Below are 17,362 nucleotides of genomic sequence, written 5' to 3' on the forward strand. Positions count from 1 at the left end.
TTCAATCACCCGCAGCCCCTGGGCTGCCCGGCCCCGTCAGCAGACCTGCCAACTCGGCCTGCATGCCAATCTTGCGGCTGACCTGGCTGGCGTTTTGCCGCGCCGCATCCACCACGTAGTGGGCGGTCGCAAGGTACAGCGGCCCGCGCACCGCCAGCAGCTCCTGCAGGCGCTGCAGCGGATCGTCCCCCTGCATCAAAGGCCGGGTGGTGTCGTTGCGCAGGCGGCGGGCAATGTCCTCGGGCGTGGACTGCAGGTAAAACACGGTGCTGTGGGCCTGCAAGGCCTGGCGGTTGGCCGCGCGGAGCACCGATCCACCACCGGTGGACAGCACACAGGGCGCCGTGGCGGCCAGCAACTCGGCCAGCACCTGCTGCTCGACGTCGCGGAACGCCGCTTCGCCATGCTCGGCAAAGTACTGCTTGATGGTGCAGCCCAGGCGCTGCTCAATGACATGGTCGGAGTCGATGAAGGGCAGATGCCACTGGCGTGCCAATTGGCGCCCGATGGTGGATTTGCCGGAGCCCGGAAGGCCGATCAGAGAAAAGTGCACAACCGCATCCTGTTCATGCATAGACAAAGACCGCCTTGCGGCGGTCTTGGATTGTCACCGACATTGCGCGCTGTCAGTTGCGGGCAATCGCATCGGTCACCATGCGCGGGGTGATGAAGACCAGCATCTCGCGCTTGGTCGACTCGCGCGTGCGGCTCTTGAACAGGTTGCCCATCACGGGGATATCCCCCAGGACCGGCACCTTGTTGACCTGGTTGGTTTCTTCCATCTCGAAGATACCGCCAATCACCACCGTGCCGCCGTTTTCCACCAGCACCTGGGTCTTGATGTGCTTGGTATCGATGGCCACCCCCTGCAGCGTGGTTTCGCCGCGCGAGTCCTTGTTCAGGTCCAGATCCAGAATGATGTTGCCCTCGGGCGTGATCTGCGGCACCACTTCCAGCTTCAGCACGGCCTTCTTGAAAGCCACCGTGGTGGCGCCATTCGGGGCGGTCTGGGTGTAGGGGTACTCGGTACCTTGCTCGATCACCGCCTGGGTCTGGTCGGCGGTCAGCAGACGCGGACTGGAGATCACCTTGCCTTCGCCTTCCGCCTCCATGGCGGACAGCTCCAGCGACAGGAAACGCGTCAGCCCCGAGTTGAAGATGCTCAGCGCCAGCGACGAAGGCGTGCCCCCGGTCGACAGGCCGGCCGGCAAATTGACAAATGGGGAGCTGGTGGTCGTGCCATACGGCGCATAGCCGGTGCCGATGCTGCCGCGGCCAGGGCTTTGGTACCCCCCGCCAAACTTGACACCCAGAGAGCGGCCGAACGTATCGCGCGCCTCGACAATCCGCGCCTCGATCAGCACCTGGCGCACTGGCACATCCAGCTTCTTCAGCAGGTTGGCGATCTCCTCCAGCTTCTTGGCGGTATCCGTCACAAACAGCTGGTTGGTGCGTGGTTCAGCAATCGCCGAGCCGCGCTGCGACAGGAAGCGCGTACTGGCTTCGCTGGAGCCACTGTTGTCCGCAATCTGCTTTTTCAGATCTTCGGCCTTGGCGTAGTTGATCTGGAAGCCCTGGGTGCGCAAAGGCTCCAGCTGCTCGATATTGCGTGCCGCCTCGAAGTCGCGCTTGGTGCGTTCATCGATCTCATCCTTGGGTGCAATCCACAGCACATTGCCGTTTTTCTTCATGCCCAGGCCCTTGGCCTCCATGATGATGTTGAGCGCCTGGTCCCAGGGCACATCCTTGAGCCGCAGGGTCAGGGCCCCACCCACCGTGTCGGATGTCACGATGTTGAAGTTCGTGAAATCGGCGATCACCTGCAGCAGCGACCGCACTTCGATGTTCTGGAAGTTCAGCGACAGGCGCTCGCCGGTGAAGCCAGGGCCTTTGCTCAGCTTGGTTGGATCCACGCGCTTGGGACGCACTTCCAGCACGAACTGGCTGTCACTTTGGTAGGCACTGTGCTCCCACTCCCCGGTCGCTTCGACCTGCAAGCGCACGCGATCGCCTTGCTGGCTGGATGTCACCACCTGCACCGGCGTTCCAAAATCCACGACGTCCAGACGACGGCGCAATCCTTCCGGCAAACTGGTCTTCAGCAGATCCACCACGATCCCCTTGCCTTCAGGGCGGACATCCGCACTCACCATCGGCGAGCCCAGATCCACCACCACACGGCCAGCGCCATCGGCACTGCGGCGGAAATCGACATCCTTCAGGACCACTGCCCCATCCTGCTGAACCGGCTTGGCCACCAGACGGCGGTTGGGCGATTCCGTGGGCGCAATCGCCGAGGCCTGCTGCACCGGATCCAGGAACACCAGGACGGTGTTGCCCTTGGTTTCCGTGCGGTAGGTGGTCGCGGTCTTGAGATTCAGCACCAGCCGCGTACGGCCGGAGACCTCCACCACATTCGCGGTGTTCAGGTTGCCCTGCTGAATCTCCACCAGCGATTGCCCCAGGGCATTGCTGGTCTGCGGGAAATCCAGCGCAATGCGTGCCGGCGTCTGGATGGCAAACCCGGTGACAGGTGCACTCAGGGGCTCGGAGAGCTCGATGCGCACCACCTCACCGCCGGCCTGCAACGACCCCGTGACCGACTGGATGCTGGCCGCCCAGGCCCATGAGGAACAGAACGCAGTCATGGATACGGCCAACCAGCGCGCGGACAGCCAATTTTTCTTTTTCAGCATTATTTATTCCCCTCTTGCAGATCCAGCGTGGTCATGCGCTCCACCCAGTCCCCCGCAGGGTCCTGAACGATTTCACGCAGCTTGATGCTGTTTTCTCCAATTTGGACGATACGCCCGTAGTTCTGCCCCAGATAGTTGCCCGCCTTGACCTGGTAAATCAACTGATTCACCTTGAGCAGCGCGGTATCCTGCCCGCCCTTGCGCAAGCTACCCACCATCACCATGCTGTCCAGGGGATAGTTTTCCAGCTCTTCCTTGCGCCGCCCCTGCTCTGCGATCAAGAGCGCCATATTCGAGGTGTTTTGCGCCGATTCGCGGGTCAGCACCTGGGTCAGCTTGCTCATGCTGAAAGGGTCTGCACCATCGGCCGCCACATAAGCTTGCGGGGTGAAAACCGAAGGTTCCTTCAGTGGCTGAATCCTGGGCTTGGTCACCGCCCGTTGTTCGGCCACCCATTGCTGCAAGTCCCCGTGCTCATCCCCCGAGCACCCCAGCAGCAGGAGAACGCTCAGACAGCCCACCCAACGCGCATTACGGAGGTTCATCATTTGCCACCCCGCTTGGTTTTTTGGGCGCCAGCCCGTCCACTGATCTCCTCGGGATCCAAGTAACGGTAGGTCTTGGCCGTCGCATCCAGCGTCAGCACACCATCCTTGCCTTTGGGCGCCACCGACAGGTCATTCAGGGTGACGATGCGCGACAAATGCGCCACATCCGACGCAAACATGCCCATGTCGTGAAACTGCCCGGACACCCTGACGGCAATCGGCAACTCTGCATAGAAGTCTTTCACGACTTCGGTACCCGGCTTGAACAGTTCAAACTGCAGACTGCGCCCCAATCCAGCCTGGTTGATATCAGACAACAAGGCCGCCATTTCCGATTTGCTGGGCAACTGTTTCTCCAGCTGGATCACATATTGCTGCACTTGCTCGCGCTGCTGCTTCAAGCCATCCAGGCTGACTGCCTTGAGCAGTTTCTTGCTGTAGTCTGCGCGCAAGCTGGTCTCTTTATCGCGCTCGCTTTGCAAATCGATTTCCAAGTCGCTGAGGTAGAAATACCATGCTGCCCCCGCCGTGAACAACGTGATGGCGATGCACAGCAGTACCCGGGGCAAGATGGGCCACAGTGAGGGATCCTTGGGATCCAGGTCCTGGAACTGTGCCTTGGCATCGGCCAGATACCCTGCGACATCCAGCTTCAACTGCACTTTGGAGGATTTCATGGTTTTGTCCCTCCCGTCGCAACAGCCGCTGCACCAGACTCTGCGTCAACAGGCAGCACCAGCAAAAAGCTCAAATTGAAGTTAACCACCTTGCGTTGGTCCTTCGGGGACAACGCCACTGTCGATGCCACGATCTCTTTGAGATCAGGTTTGGCAAACCAGGCGGTATTGCCAGACAAATTGCGCAACACTTCCGAGACACGCTCGTTGGATTGCGCAACCCCCTTCATCTCGACCTGCAGACCGTTTTGCTTGATCGAGCTGATGTACACGCCTTCCGGGAGCTGGCGCACCAGCTCATTCAGCAGATGCACAGGCAAATTGCGGTTGGCCTGCAAGGCCTCCACCGCTTTCTGCCGCTCGCGCAGCGCATTGATTTCCCCTTCCAAGCCCGCAATTTCCTTGATCTGCTTGTCCAGCACGGCAATTTGCGAGCTCAGGTAGGCGTTGCGATCTTGCTGGTTTTCAATCCGCGATTGGAACCACCAATAGACCAGGGCCGCCACCAGCAGACCCACGACCACGGCCAAGAACATGGTGACCTGAAACGCCTCTTTGCGGCGCTTGCGCGCAGCCTCTCTGTGGGGCAATAGATTGATCAAGATCACGACAGGAACCTCCGCATCGCCAAGCCGCAAGCCGTGAGGTACATGGAGGCATCCTGCTTCAGTCGGGACTGCAGCACGCCCGTCGACAGCTTCATGCCCTCGAAGGGGTTCAGCACATGGGCCTGCACGCCGGTTTGCGCCTGTACCGCCTCGGCCAAACCTGCCACCCCTGCTGTGCCGCCAAACAGCACCACATGCTGCACGCTGTGATAGGGCGTGCTGGTATAGAAGAACTGCAGGGCGCGCCCGATATCCTGGGCCAGGCTGCCAACAAAAGACTGAAGCACGGCCTGGGGATAATCCGCCGGCAAGTCACCCGTCCTTTTCTTCAGCTCCGCCTCTTCCACCGTCACCCCGTAGTGGCGCGCAATCATCTGGGTCAACTGCGCACCGCCAAATGCCTGCTCGCTATCGTGCAGAACCTCATCGTCACGCACGATTTGCAGGCTGACGTTACGGGCGCCAACCTTCACCAAGGCAATCAGCTCACCGGCGCCGGCGTTCGGCAGCTTGGCAATCCAGCGCCCCGCTGCCAGACGCGAGGCATAGGACTCCACGTCCATCACCACCGGATTGAGCCCCACCAAAACCGCCAAGTTGTTGCGCTCTTCCACCCGTTCCTTGCGTGTGGCCGCGAGCAGCACATCGACGTCGCTGGGGTTCTTCGCATTCGCGCCCACCACACAGAAATCCAGGCTCACTTCGTCCAACGGGAAAGGAATGTATTGGCTGGCCTCGGACTCGACCTGCACCTCCAGCTCCTGCTCGCTGAGGCTGCCCGGCAAAATGATTCTTTTTGTAATAACAGCAGAATAAGGTAACGCAAGGGCCGTATTCTTGGCCCGCGTCCCGCTTTTCTTCAACAGGCGCCGCAGCGCGTCGGCCACTTCATCGAATTTTTCGATGTTGCCATCCACGATCCAGTCCACGTCCAAGGGCTCTGTCGCGCACCGCTCCAGCAACCACTCACCTTGACCGTCTTGATTCAGTTCGACCAGCTTGACAGCAGATGCACTGATGTCCAAGCCAATCAGCGGCGAGGGCTGGCGCCTAAATAGAGAACCTACAGATATCAAGGGGCCCTCCCTTCCGGTTTCATTTTGAGATATAGAAATTAGCAGTTCGAGGCATGCTATCAGTAAGGATAGAAATCAACCAAGCCCTCCCCATAGCGGGCGGCTGCGCTATCGTTGCCAAAAGTAGACGCTTTGGCGCTCACCGCGCCAGGAGCTCCGCAAGCTGCCTGGGCACCGTCACCGTTTCACCGCATTGAATCTTGACCATTTCTATAATGGTCTCCCCCTTTTGAGTGGAGCGTCATGCCTACCTCTCCAGACTCTCGAGATAAGAGCACATCCCGTCCTCAGACCCCCCCACACGCACGCATGCACTGGCTGGTGCGTGCTTTTTTATGGCTGATTGGCCTGGCGGTCGCTGGCGCGCTGGCCTTGGCCATGGTGGTGGCCGTGGCCCTGGCGATGGCGTATCCCAACCTGCCGGACGTGTCCGAGCTGGCCGACTACCGCCCCAAGCTGCCGTTGCGCATCTACTCGGCCGAAGGTGCCCTGCTGGGAGAATTCGGCGAAGAGCGGCGCACGCTGACGCCCATCAACGACATCCCCAAGGTTATGGTGGATGCGGTCTTGGCGATTGAGGACACCCGCTTCTTCGAGCATGGCGGCGTGGATTACAAGGGCATGCTGCGTGCGGCCCTGGCCAACCTCGGCAAGGTCAAGAGCCAGGGCGCATCGACCATCACCATGCAAGTGGCCCGCAACGTGTACCTGTCTTCCGAGAAGACGTACACGCGCAAGATCTATGAAATCCTGCTGACCTTCAAGCTGGAACACTTGCTGACCAAGGAAAAGATTCTCGAGATCTACATGAACCAGATCTTCCTGGGTCACCGGGCCTACGGTTTTGCGGCGGCCAGCGAGGTCTACTTCGGCAAGCCCCTCAAGGATGTCTCGATCGCCGAGGCTGCAATGCTGGCCGGGCTGCCCAAAGCCCCCTCGGCTTACAACCCCATCAGCAACCCCAAGCGTGCTCGCATTCGCCAGCTCTACATCATCGACCGCATGGAAGAGAACGGCTTCATCACGCCCGATCAGGCACGCCTGGCGCGTGAGGAGCCACTGCAACTGCGCAACGCCAACCACAACGTGGGCGTGAACGCGGACTACGTGGCCGAAATGGCCCGCCAGCTGGTCTATGCCCAGTACGGTGACGATGCCTACACACGCGGACTGAATGTCTACACCACCCTGAACGCAGGGGAGCAGGAGGTGGCCTATGCCGCACTGCGCAAGGGCATCATGGACTACGAACGGCGCCAGCGTTACCGCGGCCCCGAAAAGTTCATTGCCTTGCCCAGCGATGCCCAGGCGCTGGAAGATGTGATCGACGACACCCTGGCCCAGCACCCCGACAACGGGGATGTGCTGGCCGCCGTGGTGCTGGAGGCCTCGACCAAGTCGATGACCGTGCAACGCCCTGACGGCGAGAAGATCGTCATCACCGGGGACGGGCTGAAGCCCGTGGAATCGGGCTTGAGTGACAAGGCGGCCCCCAACATCAAGATCCGCCCGGGTGCCGTGATCCGGGTGATCGAAACCGGCAAAGGCAAGTGGTCGGCCACACAGCTGCCTGAAGTGGAAGGCGCGTTTGTCGCGGTCGACCCTCGCACCGGCGCCATCCGCGCGCTGGTCGGTGGGTTTGACTTCCAGAAGAACAAGTTCAACCACGTCACCCAGGCATGGCGCCAGCCCGGCTCGTCCTTCAAGCCTTTCCTGTACTCGGCGGCCCTGGAGAAGGGTGTGGGCCCTGCCACCCTGGTTAATGACGCGCCCATGTTCTTCGGCGCCAACGTCACCGGCGGCCAGCCATGGGAGCCGCGCAACTACGACGGTAAGTTCGAAGGCCCGATGCCCCTGCGCACGGCCCTGGCCAAATCGCGCAATATCCCGTCGATTCGCGTGCTGGAGTTCACCACGCCACAGTTCGGCCAACAATGGATCACCCGGTTCGGGTTCGACGCCAGCCGCCATCCTGCCTACCTGACGATGGCCCTGGGTGCCGGCTCGGTCACCCCGATGCAGATGGCCACCGCGTTCTCGGTGTTTGCCAATGGTGGCTACCGCATCAACCCCTGGCTGATCTCCAAAATCACGGACCACAAGGGCAAGGTGCTGTCGGCCTACACCCCCAAGCCTCTGGAAGAGCAGCCACAGGCCATCGACGCACGCAATGCCTTCATCATGAACAGCATGCTGCAAACCGTGGCCAAATCCGGCACGGCGGCGCGCGCGCAGGCCACGCTGAAGCGCCCGGACATCTATGGCAAGACCGGCACCACCAACGATGCGGTCGATGCCTGGTTTGCCGGCTTCCAGCCCACGCTGACCGCGATCACATGGATTGGCTACGACACCCCGCGCAACCTGGGTTCACGCGAAACCGGTGGCGGCCTCAGCCTGCCGATCTGGATCAGCTTCATGCAGCACGCGCTCAAGGACGTGCCGGTTGCCACCTACCCCGTGCCTCCGGGGGTGGTGAACATGGGGGGTGAATGGTTCTACGAGGAATATGCTGGCGGCACCGGCGTGACCGCGCTGGGCATGAACCCCGGGTACTTCAACCCCGATCAGCCCACGGAAGCTCCTCCGCAAGAAGAGCGCAGCCGCATCCTGGACCTGTTCCGCAACTGATGCGCCCACAAAAAAGCCCGGTGGTCACCCACCGGGCTTTTTTCATTCGCGGGTTTGGCGATCGCCCGCCAGCCGTCAGACCGTCTTGGCGGTGAATGCCAGAGCCAGCCCCGACTGGGCGCTGGCAAAACGGCTCAGGTTGTCAAAAAACTCCCCGCCGCCCTTGGTGTCCTGCCAGTGCTGGCCATCGAACTTGTAGTGAAAGCCGCCGGCCTTGGCCGCCATCCAGATTTCATGCAACGGCTTTTGCTGGTTGATCACGATCTGCGTGCGGTTGGCAAACACCAAGGTCACCATCCCCCCCACGCGCTGGGCATCAATGTCCGCGTCGGTCTCATCGTTGAGCCGATCGCACGACTGCTCCACGGCCAGCAGCAACTGCTCGGCTCTGTCTAAATATTCAAGGTCGGTCATTACAATCCACTCATGTTGAATGCTCCCCAAATTCTAGTCAGGTGCATTGCCCTTGCCGTTTGTACGGCGGCCTTGGCAGCCTGCGGCCAGCGCGGACCTTTATACCTGCCCACCGACCCCGCGGCCCAAGGGCGTGCCTCCCTGCCAGATACGGTGCTGCCGAACACCCCGGCGCCGGGCACCACCCCGCCACCTGCCCCGGCCCGCTGAACCTGCGGCGGCTGGGCGAGGGTCTGCACCCACCGGCCGGGTGCGCAGCACACGGTGGATTGCGCTTGATCAAGCGCTGGCCGGGCCACGTCTCCTACAGTGGGCCCTTTTTCCGCATCGACCCTGCAGATGGCCATCGAACTCTACCGTGACAAGACCCACGCTTGCCTGATGTTCACCGACCTCATGGAGGAAGATGGGCAGGCCGTGCAGTGCAACCAGTTCCTGATCGTCGACCATGGCACTGGCGCCATCATCGACCCCGGCGGCAACCTGGCCTTCAACGAACTGTTCATGGGCATGACACGGCACTTTGCGCCGCAAAAGCTCTCCTACGTCATCGCCTCCCACGCCGACCCCGACATCATCGCGTCGCTGGACCGCTGGATGAGCAGCACCAAGGCCGCCCTGGTCATCTCGCGCGTCTGGGAACGCTTCGCGCCGCACTTCACCAAAGTGGGCAAGACCGAAGACCGCGTGATCGGGGTGCCGGACAGCGGCGGCCGCCTGCCGCTGGGGCGCACCGAACTGCTGCTGCTGCCGGCGCACTTCATGCACTCCGAGGGCAACTTCCACTTCTACGACCCGATCAGCCGCATCCTCTTCACCGGCGACCTGGCGGTGTCCATGACCACCGGGGCCGAGGCACGCAAACCCGTGGTTCACATGCCCAGCCACATCCCGCGCATGGAAGCCTTCCACCGCCGCTACATGGTGTCCAACAAGATCCTGCGCCTGTGGGCCCAGATGGCCCGCCAACTGGACGTGCAGATGCTGGTGCCCCAGCACGGTGCCCCCATCATCGGCAAGCGGGCGATCGATGACTTTTACTGCTGGATTGAAAACCTGGAGTGCGGCATCGACCTGTTCGGTGCGCAGCACTACCAGATCCCCTCGGCCCAGATCGATCCCGTCACCCGGCAGATGCGCACGGGCCAGCCGGCTGTGACCACGCCCTGAGCTCCGCCGCCGGCGCATGGTGGCTGACCGGTATCCCCCACCGGCGCCGATAGGGATAATGCAGCACATGGCACTCTTGGCTGAAGGCATCCTCAAGCTGCACTGGGACCAGACGGTCCCGGTCAACATTGCGCACATCGTCAAAAGCATGGGCGTGCGCCTGTCGCTGGAAGACAGCGTGCCCTGCAGTGCCCGCCTGTCCATCACCGCGGGCAACCAGGCCCAGTTGCAGCTGTCACGCCAGCTGCCCCACCTACACCAGCGCTATGTGGTGGCCCACGCCCTGGCGCACGTGGCCCTGCACCACCTGCGCCCCGGCATGCAGCGCGAGCTGCACCTGTCCGAGGATTTCCGGCTGGATTTCGGTGTGCCCCACAACCTGGAAGCCAACGACTTTGCCCTGCGCCTGCTGATGCCCGAGCCGGCGTTGCGCTACGCCGTCGAGCAGATGCAGGCGCGCAGCATGGGCGAGCTGGAGCATGTGTTCGCCGTACCGGCCCTGTTCATCAAGCAGCGCCTGAGCGAGCTGGGCATGGAGCTGCCACGCGCCCAGCCGCGTGCGCGCCGCAGCACCCGCCCGCTGGTACAAGACGTCTGAACGGCGGTGGCCCCCTGGCCGCGCAGCGCCCAGGGCGGTACCCCACCCGACGCACATCAGGCCAGCGCGCGCTGGATCAGGATCTTCTGCACATCGCTGGTGCCTTCGTAGATCTGGCACACGCGCACATCGCGGTAGATGCGCTCGACCGGGAAGTCGCTGACCACGCCGTAGCCGCCCAGGGTCTGGATGGCGGCGCTGCACACGCGCTCGGCCATCTCGCTGGCGAACAGTTTGGCCATCGCCGCCTCCTTCAGGCAGGGCAGGCCGGCATCGCGCAGGCTGGCCGCATGCCAGATCAGCTGGCGTGCCGCCTCGATCTGCGTGGCGCAGTCGGCCAGCCGGAATCCCACGGCCTGGTGGTTGAAGATGGGCTGGCCAAAGCTCTCGCGCTCCTTGGCGTACTGCAGCGCGCACTCGAAGGCGGCGCGCGCCATGCCCACGCTTTGGGCGGCGATGCCGATGCGCCCGCCTTCCAGCGCGCTCAGCGCAATCTTGTAGCCCTCGCCTTCGGCGCCGATCAGGTTGGTGGCGGGGATGCGGCACTGGTCAAAATTGATCTGCGCCGTGTCGCTGCTGTGCTGGCCCAGCTTGTCCTCCAGCCGCGCCACCACATAGCCAGGGGTGTGGGTGGGCACCAGGAAGGCGCTCATGCCCTTCTTGCCCGCAGCCTTGTCGGTCACGGCGATCACGATCGCCACATCGCCGTTCTTGCCACTGGTGATGAACTGCTTGACGCCCTGGATGACGTAATCGCCGCCATCGCGGGTGGCCGTGGTGCGCAGCGCCGAGGCGTCCGAGCCGACATGCGGCTCCGTCAGGCAGAAGGCGCCCAGCATGTCGCCCTGCGCCAGCGGCTTGAGCCATTGCTGCTTTTGCGCCTCGCTGCCATAGCGCATCAGGATGGCGTTGACCGGGCAGTTGGTCACGCTGATCACGGTGCTGGTGCCGCCATCACCGGCGGCGATCTCTTCCAGCACCACGGCCAGGCTCACATAGTCCAGGCCGGCGCCGCCGTACGACTCGGGCACGCAGATGCCGTAGCAGCCCAGCGCCGCCAGGCCGCGGTGCACGTCCTGGGGGAAATGGTGTTCCTTGTCCCAGCGCGCGGCGTGGGGGGTGATCTGCTCCTGCACAAAGCTGCGCAGGGCCTCGCGGATCATTTGCTGGTCTTCGGTCAGCAGCATGGGGGTGTCTCCTTGGTTTTATATCAATAAGAGCTGCCAGCGCAGGTGCTTGCTTGGTTTCAATACTTAAAGTATTTGAAGTGCTTGTCTATCCTGCGCTGCCAGCTATGCTTTTTCAGCCCTTGCAGCGCTCGCCGTTGTAGCGCAGCAGACCGCCCCGGTCTTCCAGGGTCAGCTGGTCGACCGTGTCCAGCATGCCCTGCACGCTGGTCTCGACCGTGATCGGTGCGGCGGCGCCGCCCATCTCGGTCTGCACCCAGCCCGGGTCCATGGCGATCACCGTGGCACCGGGCCACTGCGGCTGGGCGCTGGCCACCACCATGTTCACCGCCGCCTTGCTGACGCGGTACAGCCAGGCATCCGCGTCGGCCAGCGACAGACGCGACATCTCGCTACTGATGCAAACCATGGTGCCGCCGGCGGCCTCCACACAGGGCATGACCTGGGGCAGCACCTGCATGGCGCCCAGCACATTGGTGTGCATGACGCGGTCAAACTGTTCCTGGGTGGGCGGGTGGGCGGCCGTGCCGGCATCCCACACCCCGGCCACATACCAGGCGCAGTCGATCTCCTGGCCGTCCAGCTGCCAGGCCAGGCCGCTGACGCTGGCGGGATCGGCCACGTCCACCACCAGCACCTCGGCGCCCTCGGCCCGCAGGGCCTCCCCATCCGCACGCTGGCGCACGGTGGCGATCACGCGGTCGCCGCGCGCCACACAGGCCCGCACCAGACCACGGCCAATGCCGCGCGAAGCCCCCATCACCAAAATCACTGCCATACCACTCCCTTTCGCTGGGTTCACGGCCGCACACGGCGGACCGGTTCAATGCTGTGTGCGCTCCGCCGCAATCTGCTGCTGGTAGCGCTGCTCCATCGCCGCCTGGCTTTCCGGCGGGGTGTCCAGCCCGATCTGCGCGTGGATCATCTGGTTCATGCTGGGCAGGGCCGAGCGCTCCACCTGCGCTTCGGCCTGCCACAGGCGCGAACGCATCAGCGCCTTGGCGCAGTGCAGATAGGCTTCGCGCACCTGTACCTCGATCACCAGCTTGGGGGTGAAGTGCGCGCCGGCGAAATGCCCGGTCCAGGCCGGCTCATCGCGCAGCCGGGCTGTGCCATTGATGCGCAGGGTTTCGTTCACCCCGGGCACCATGAACAGCAGGCCGATGCGCGGGTCATGCAGCAGGTTGCGCAGGCTGTCCAGTCGGTTGTTGCCACCGGCATCGGGGATCCACAGGGTCTGGGCATCGTGCACGTGCACAAATCCCGGCGCGCCGCCGCGGGGCGACGCGTCCATCAGTGCCCCGGCACCGCCGCCGGTGGCCAGCACGCACAACGGCGACAGCGCGATGAAGCGCTGGCAATGCGCATCCAGCGCAGCCTGCTGCTTGCGCAGGGCCCGCTCGGCCGGCATGGCGTACAACTGGCGCAACTGGTCTTCGCCGGTGATCATGCGACCTCCTCGGCCGCGCGCCGGTCCTGGCGGTGGATGGCGCTGTACATGCCCAGGTACTCGCGCCAGGAGGGGGCGTACTCCAGCGCCAGTGCGGCGTCCAGACCCGGGGCGTGCTCGGCCGCCAGCTGGCGGGCCAAGGCGGCGGCGACGTCCGGGTCGTCCACATAGAAGGCCGCCACGCGGGACTGCATGCCCTCCATGCGCGTGAAGACCTGGATGCCGCGCTGCTGGCCCAGCAGGTGCGCATCCAGCGCGTCCTGGGCCGCCCGCGCGCAGTCCAGGCTCTCCTGGCTGTCCACCGGGAACCGCAGCGTCATCAGATAGCACAGGTCGGCCCGCGTGGCCAACACATGGGCGCTGTCGTGGAAGGTCAGCAGATCGGGGGCACCGTCCTCGTCGGCATCGCGGGGGCGGACTTCCAGTGAGATCCAGCGGTCCTGCTCCTCCTGCGGAAAGTCATAGGTGCGTCCCAGGACCTCGCGCTGGAAGGCATCGAACACGGCGGGGAACTGCGACAGCGGGACTGCATCGGCCTCGGCGTCCCCAAATTCCACCGGCCCCACGCGCACGGCGAAATCCCATTCGCCCAGGGCATGGTCCAGCAGGATGAAGGCCATGTGCCGGGCCTGCTCCTGCAACTGCGGCGGCACGGCCTGGGCGAACGACAGCGCCAGCCCGATGATGCCGCCCGCGTCATAGTGGGCCACCAGCACATCGTCACAGGAGAGCTCGAAATCCTGCAGGCGCATGGCGAAGTTGCTGCCGGCGGCGCGGCTGCGGAACGCCTGCACGGCATAGCCCGCCAGCGGCGGGGCCTGGCGCACCACGGCCTGCGCCGCCTCAAAGTGTTCGATGTTGCCGTGGGCCGTGACCACCAGGCGGGCGCCGTCCTGGCCGGGCGTGCCTTCCAGCTCCAGCGACAGACCGGGGGCATGGCGCTGCAGCAGCGCGTTGGCTGCCTCGACGAAGGCCCGCCCGTCGAGCGCGGCCAGGGCCGTCAACTGGCCGGATAAATCATTCCAGAAGGCGGTCACCTGCGCGGCGCTCAAGGGCGCGGGGGGGTGGTCGTCTTCGGGCAGTTCTGCATGCATACGGAAAACCCTGAAAAGGGCCGCGCCCCGCAAGGTGGGGGCGCGGCCGGTGGCACATGGACCGACTGTAAGCCAAGCCCTGTGGCCCTGTGCCCAGCAGCGCCGGGGGACGGCGCCGCCGCGGTCGCTCAGACCAGTTCGATGGCCATGGCCGTGCCTTCGCCACCGCCAATGCACAACGTGGCCAGGCCGCGCTGCTTGCCATGACGCTGCAGGGCGTGGATCAGCGTCACCAGGATGCGCGCGCCGCTGGCGCCAATCGGGTGACCCAGGGCACAGGCGCCGCCGTGGACGTTGACCTTGTCGTGGGGCACCTTCATCTCGGCCATCAGCGCCATGGGCACCACGGCAAAGGCTTCGTTGATTTCCCACAGGTCCACATCCTCGACCTTCCAGCCGGCCTTCTTCAGCGCTTTCTCGGTGGCTCCCACGGGGGCCGTGGTGAACCACTCGGGCGCCTGGGCGTGCGTGGCATGCGCCATGATGCGCGCCAGCGGCTTGCAGCCCAGTTGCTTGGCCGTGGACTCGCGCATCAGCACCATGGCGGCAGCGCCGTCGTTGATGCTGGAGCTGGAAGCGGCGGTGATGGTGCCGTCCTTCTTGAAAGCGGGCTTGAGGCTGCCGATCTTGTCCAGCTTGGCCTTGGCCGGGCCTTCGTCCACGCTGATGGTCACATCGCCCTTGCGGGTCTTGACGGTGACGGGGGTGATCTCGGCATCGAAGGCACCGCTCTGGGCGGCTTGCTGCGCGCGCTGCACGCTGGCAATCGCAAACGCGTCCTGCGCTTCGCGCGTGAACTGGTACTTGGCGGCACAGTCCTCGCCGAAGGTGCCCATGGAGCGGCCGGCTTCGTAGGCATCTTCCAGGCCGTCCAGCATCATGTGGTCATAGACCTTGTCGTGGCCCATGCGGTAGCCGGCACGGCCCTTCTTCAGCAGGTAGGGCGCATTGGTCATGCTCTCCATGCCCCCGGCGATCATCACGTCACGGCTGCCGGCAATCAGCTGGTCGTGGGCCAGGATGGTGGCTTCCATGCCGGCGCCGCACATCTTGGACAGCGTCACGGCACCGGTGCTTTGCGGCAGGCCGCCCTTGAAGCCAGCCTGGCGTGCCGGGGCCTGGCCCTGGCCGGCCATCAGGCAGTTGCCGAACAGCACTTCCTCGACCTGCTCGGGCTGGATGCCGGCGCGGGCCAAGGCGGCCGCGATGGCCTCACCGCCCAGGTCGTGGGCGGCCAGATCGGAAAAATCGCCCTGGAACGCGCCCATGGGGGTGCGCGCAGCGCTGACGATGACGACGGGGTCTTGGTGTTGTGGCATGGAAGTCTCCTTGTTGATGTCAGTTTGCAAGCCAAAGGTTCACGACGTCAGCGCCGGCGCATGCAGCTGGCGGCTGGGGTCGTACGGGAAAACGTCGTGCATGTGGCCCTGCTGGATGCGCGCCTGGTGCGCCTGCCAGAAGGCCGGCTCCAGCAGGTCGGCGTGGTGCTGCAGAAACACCTCGCGCACGGCAGGATGGCCCAGCAGGAACGGGCCGAAGGTCTCGGGGAACACATCGTGCGGACCGACCCGCCACCAGATCTCCCCGCTCATTTCTTCCTCTTCGGTGCGTGCCGAGGGCACCGCCCGGAAGTGGCAGTCCGTCAGGTATTCGATCTCGTCGTAGTCATAGAACACCACCTTGCCGCCGCGGGTGACGCCGAAGTTCTTCCACAGCATGTCGCCCGGAAAGATGTTGGCCGCCACCAGGTCCTTGATGGCATTGCCGTACTCGATCACGCAGCGCTCCATGTTGGCGCGCGCACGGGGCTGCTCCAGCCCGGCATCGAAGCACTCCTGCAGGTACAGGTTCAGCGGCACCAGCCGGCGCTCGATGTAGAGGTGGCGGATGATGACTTCCTGCTGCCCGTCGCCATCGCTGTCGCTGACCTCGATCTGCTCGGGCGCATGGGCCAGCAGCTCGGCCAGCAGGGCATCGCTGAAGCGCTCGCGCGGGAAGGCTACCAGGCTGTACTCCATGGTGTCGGCCATGCGGCCCACCCGGTCGTGCTGTTTGACCAGCTGGTACTTGGCCTTGACCTGGGCGCGCGTGGTCTCCTTGGGCGCCGGGAAGCGGTCGCGGATCAGCTTGAACACGTAGGGAAAACTGGGCAGGTCGAACACCAGCATCACCAGGCCCTTGATGCCCGGCGCGATGCGGAACTGGTCGCTGGAATGCTTGAGGTGGTGCAAGAATTCCCGGTAAAACAGGGTCTTGCCCTGTTTGGCCAAGCCCAGGGCGCTATAGATTTCGCCACGCGGCTTGCGCGGCATCAGGCCGTGCAGAAACTGCACGTAGGCGCTGGGCACGGCCATGTCGACCATGAAGTAGGCCCGCGCAAAGCTGAACAGCCCGTGCAGGTCATCCTCGCCGAACAAGGCCGCGTGCAGCACCAGTTGGCCCTGGGCGCCGTGCACGATGGGAATGGCCAGCGGCAGCTCGGTGTAGCCGGTGATGATCTTGCCCACCAGGTAGGCGCCCTTGTTGCGGTAGAACAGGCTGGACAGCACCTGGATCTGGAAGTTGGCCCGCAGTGTCAGGCCCGCCAAGCGCTCGCGCATGCGAGCGGCCAGCACGGCGATGTCGCGGGCAAGATCCTCGAACGGGGCTTGCAGCTGCAGCTGCTGCACCAGGGCCTGCAGTGCCTGCGGCAAGGCGTCCAGCAATCCGGGGTAATAGGCACGGTACGTGGGCGCATCGTCCGGGTCCCGGCTCTCCAGGTACTCGGTGCTGACGGCCGGCCGCACGAAGATGAAATCGTTGTGGAAGTGGGTGCGGTGCAGGATCTTGGTGGTGACGGAGTTGAAGAAGGTCTCCGCCAGCTCCGGCTGCAGGTGCTCCACCATCAGGCCGATGTAGTGCAGCTTGACCTGCTGCCACACCGGCATGGGCAGCAGGCCGGCGTGGAACTCGGTCTCCAGCCGCTGCACGCACTCGGTAACGCGCAGATCGTAGAACGCGATGCGCTCGCGTTGCGCGGTCTGCTGGCCGCTCCAGTCGGCCTGTTCGAAACGGCGCTTGGCGCGGGCCGATTCAGCCCGAAACAGGCGGTAATGGCGGTCAAAGCCATCCATCATCGCCTGGGCGATGCCAAAGGCCTGGGGAGCGTCCAGCTGCTGGGGAAACATGGCTCAACGCACGCTAATACGCCCCAGGCGCAGGGCCCGGGGCCGG

Annotated in this window: 17 protein-coding genes; 4 read left to right on the plus strand and 13 right to left on the minus strand. The window is 64.1% G+C overall.

Features of this window, described 5'->3' with window-relative positions; all coding sequences use genetic code 11:
* Position 1 precedes the first annotated feature (1 nt).
* The 6 genes from CA2_RS06910 to CA2_RS06935 all read right to left on the minus strand — a co-directional run bounded on the left by CA2_RS06910 (position 2) and on the right by CA2_RS06935 (position 5,605).
* Complete coding sequence (locus tag CA2_RS06910) at positions 2-553, minus strand: shikimate kinase (RefSeq protein WP_439708929.1); 552 nt, start codon at positions 551-553, stop codon at positions 2-4.
* Between the two features lie 73 nt (positions 554-626).
* Positions 627-2,696 carry a type IV pilus secretin PilQ gene (locus CA2_RS06915; protein ID WP_042414397.1) on the minus strand — a complete coding sequence of 690 codons (2,070 nt, stop codon included), beginning with the start codon at positions 2,694-2,696 and terminating at the stop codon, positions 627-629.
* Positions 2,696-3,244, minus strand: coding sequence for a pilus assembly protein PilP (locus CA2_RS06920; protein ID WP_042414400.1), 549 nt, complete (start codon positions 3,242-3,244; stop codon positions 2,696-2,698). Before CA2_RS06920 ends, CA2_RS06915 begins: the two co-directional genes overlap by 1 nt.
* Entirely contained in the window at positions 3,241-3,921 is a 681-nt protein-coding gene (locus CA2_RS06925) for a type IV pilus inner membrane component PilO (protein WP_042414403.1), read from the minus strand. Before CA2_RS06925 ends, CA2_RS06920 begins: the two co-directional genes overlap by 4 nt.
* Positions 3,918-4,529: a PilN domain-containing protein gene (locus CA2_RS06930; protein WP_042414405.1), complete on the minus strand. Its 612-nt coding sequence runs from the start codon at positions 4,527-4,529 to the stop codon at positions 3,918-3,920. Before CA2_RS06930 ends, CA2_RS06925 begins: the two co-directional genes overlap by 4 nt.
* Positions 4,526-5,605, minus strand: a complete 1,080-nt coding sequence (locus CA2_RS06935) for a pilus assembly protein PilM (protein ID WP_042414411.1) — start codon at positions 5,603-5,605, stop codon at positions 4,526-4,528. Before CA2_RS06935 ends, CA2_RS06930 begins: the two co-directional genes overlap by 4 nt.
* Positions 5,606-5,914: 309 nt before the next feature.
* Here CA2_RS06935 and CA2_RS06940 point away from each other — a divergent pair, with 309 nt between their 5' ends.
* On the plus strand, positions 5,915-8,236 hold the full coding sequence (locus CA2_RS06940; protein ID WP_042414412.1) for a penicillin-binding protein 1A: 2,322 nt from the start codon (positions 5,915-5,917) through the stop codon (positions 8,234-8,236).
* Between the two features lie 75 nt (positions 8,237-8,311).
* Here the strand turns inward: CA2_RS06940 and cyaY are convergent, their stop codons facing one another.
* A complete protein-coding gene (gene cyaY, locus CA2_RS06945; RefSeq protein ID WP_042414413.1) occupies positions 8,312-8,650 on the minus strand; it encodes an iron donor protein CyaY in 339 nt (112 codons plus the stop codon).
* 12 nt (positions 8,651-8,662) lie between these two features.
* On the opposite strand from cyaY, the gene lptM reads away from it, so the two are divergent.
* From lptM to CA2_RS17160, 3 genes are all read left to right on the plus strand, one after another.
* Entirely contained in the window at positions 8,663-8,860 is a 198-nt protein-coding gene (gene lptM, locus CA2_RS17505) for an LPS translocon maturation chaperone LptM (RefSeq protein ID WP_081770784.1), read from the plus strand.
* A gap of 129 nt (positions 8,861-8,989) precedes the next feature.
* Complete coding sequence (locus CA2_RS06950) at positions 8,990-9,820, plus strand: oxygen-binding di-iron domain-containing protein (protein ID WP_042414415.1); 831 nt, start codon at positions 8,990-8,992, stop codon at positions 9,818-9,820.
* A gap of 67 nt (positions 9,821-9,887) precedes the next feature.
* Complete coding sequence (locus tag CA2_RS17160) at positions 9,888-10,418, plus strand: ImmA/IrrE family metallo-endopeptidase (protein WP_169741452.1); 531 nt, start codon at positions 9,888-9,890, stop codon at positions 10,416-10,418.
* A gap of 56 nt (positions 10,419-10,474) precedes the next feature.
* Here CA2_RS17160 and CA2_RS06960 read toward each other — a convergent pair whose 3' ends face one another.
* The 6 genes from CA2_RS06960 to aceK all read right to left on the minus strand — a co-directional run bounded on the left by CA2_RS06960 (position 10,475) and on the right by aceK (position 17,316).
* The gene (locus tag CA2_RS06960) at positions 10,475-11,605 is read right to left on the minus strand and encodes an acyl-CoA dehydrogenase family protein (protein ID WP_042414417.1); all 1,131 of its coding nucleotides are present in this window, start codon (positions 11,603-11,605) and stop codon (positions 10,475-10,477) included.
* A 115-nt stretch (positions 11,606-11,720) separates the two neighbouring features.
* The gene (locus CA2_RS06965) at positions 11,721-12,383 is read right to left on the minus strand and encodes an SDR family oxidoreductase (RefSeq protein ID WP_042414420.1); all 663 of its coding nucleotides are present in this window, start codon (positions 12,381-12,383) and stop codon (positions 11,721-11,723) included.
* A 45-nt stretch (positions 12,384-12,428) separates the two neighbouring features.
* The gene (locus CA2_RS06970; protein WP_042414423.1) at positions 12,429-13,055 is read right to left on the minus strand and encodes a pyridoxamine 5'-phosphate oxidase family protein; all 627 of its coding nucleotides are present in this window, start codon (positions 13,053-13,055) and stop codon (positions 12,429-12,431) included.
* Positions 13,052-14,149 carry a hypothetical protein gene (locus tag CA2_RS06975; RefSeq protein ID WP_042414428.1) on the minus strand — a complete coding sequence of 366 codons (1,098 nt, stop codon included), beginning with the start codon at positions 14,147-14,149 and terminating at the stop codon, positions 13,052-13,054. The genes CA2_RS06970 and CA2_RS06975 overlap by 4 nt, the downstream gene beginning before the upstream one ends.
* Positions 14,150-14,277: 128 nt before the next feature.
* Positions 14,278-15,468: an acetyl-CoA C-acyltransferase gene (locus CA2_RS06980; RefSeq protein WP_042414596.1), complete on the minus strand. Its 1,191-nt coding sequence runs from the start codon at positions 15,466-15,468 to the stop codon at positions 14,278-14,280.
* Positions 15,469-15,507: 39 nt separating this feature from the next.
* On the minus strand, positions 15,508-17,316 hold the full coding sequence (aceK, locus tag CA2_RS06985) for a bifunctional isocitrate dehydrogenase kinase/phosphatase (RefSeq protein WP_042414431.1): 1,809 nt from the start codon (positions 17,314-17,316) through the stop codon (positions 15,508-15,510).
* Between the last annotated feature and the right edge of the window lie 46 nt (positions 17,317-17,362).

Source organism: Comamonas aquatica NBRC 14918, assembly GCF_000739875.1.
Classification (GTDB): Bacteria; Pseudomonadota; Gammaproteobacteria; order Burkholderiales; family Burkholderiaceae_C; genus Comamonas; species Comamonas aquatica.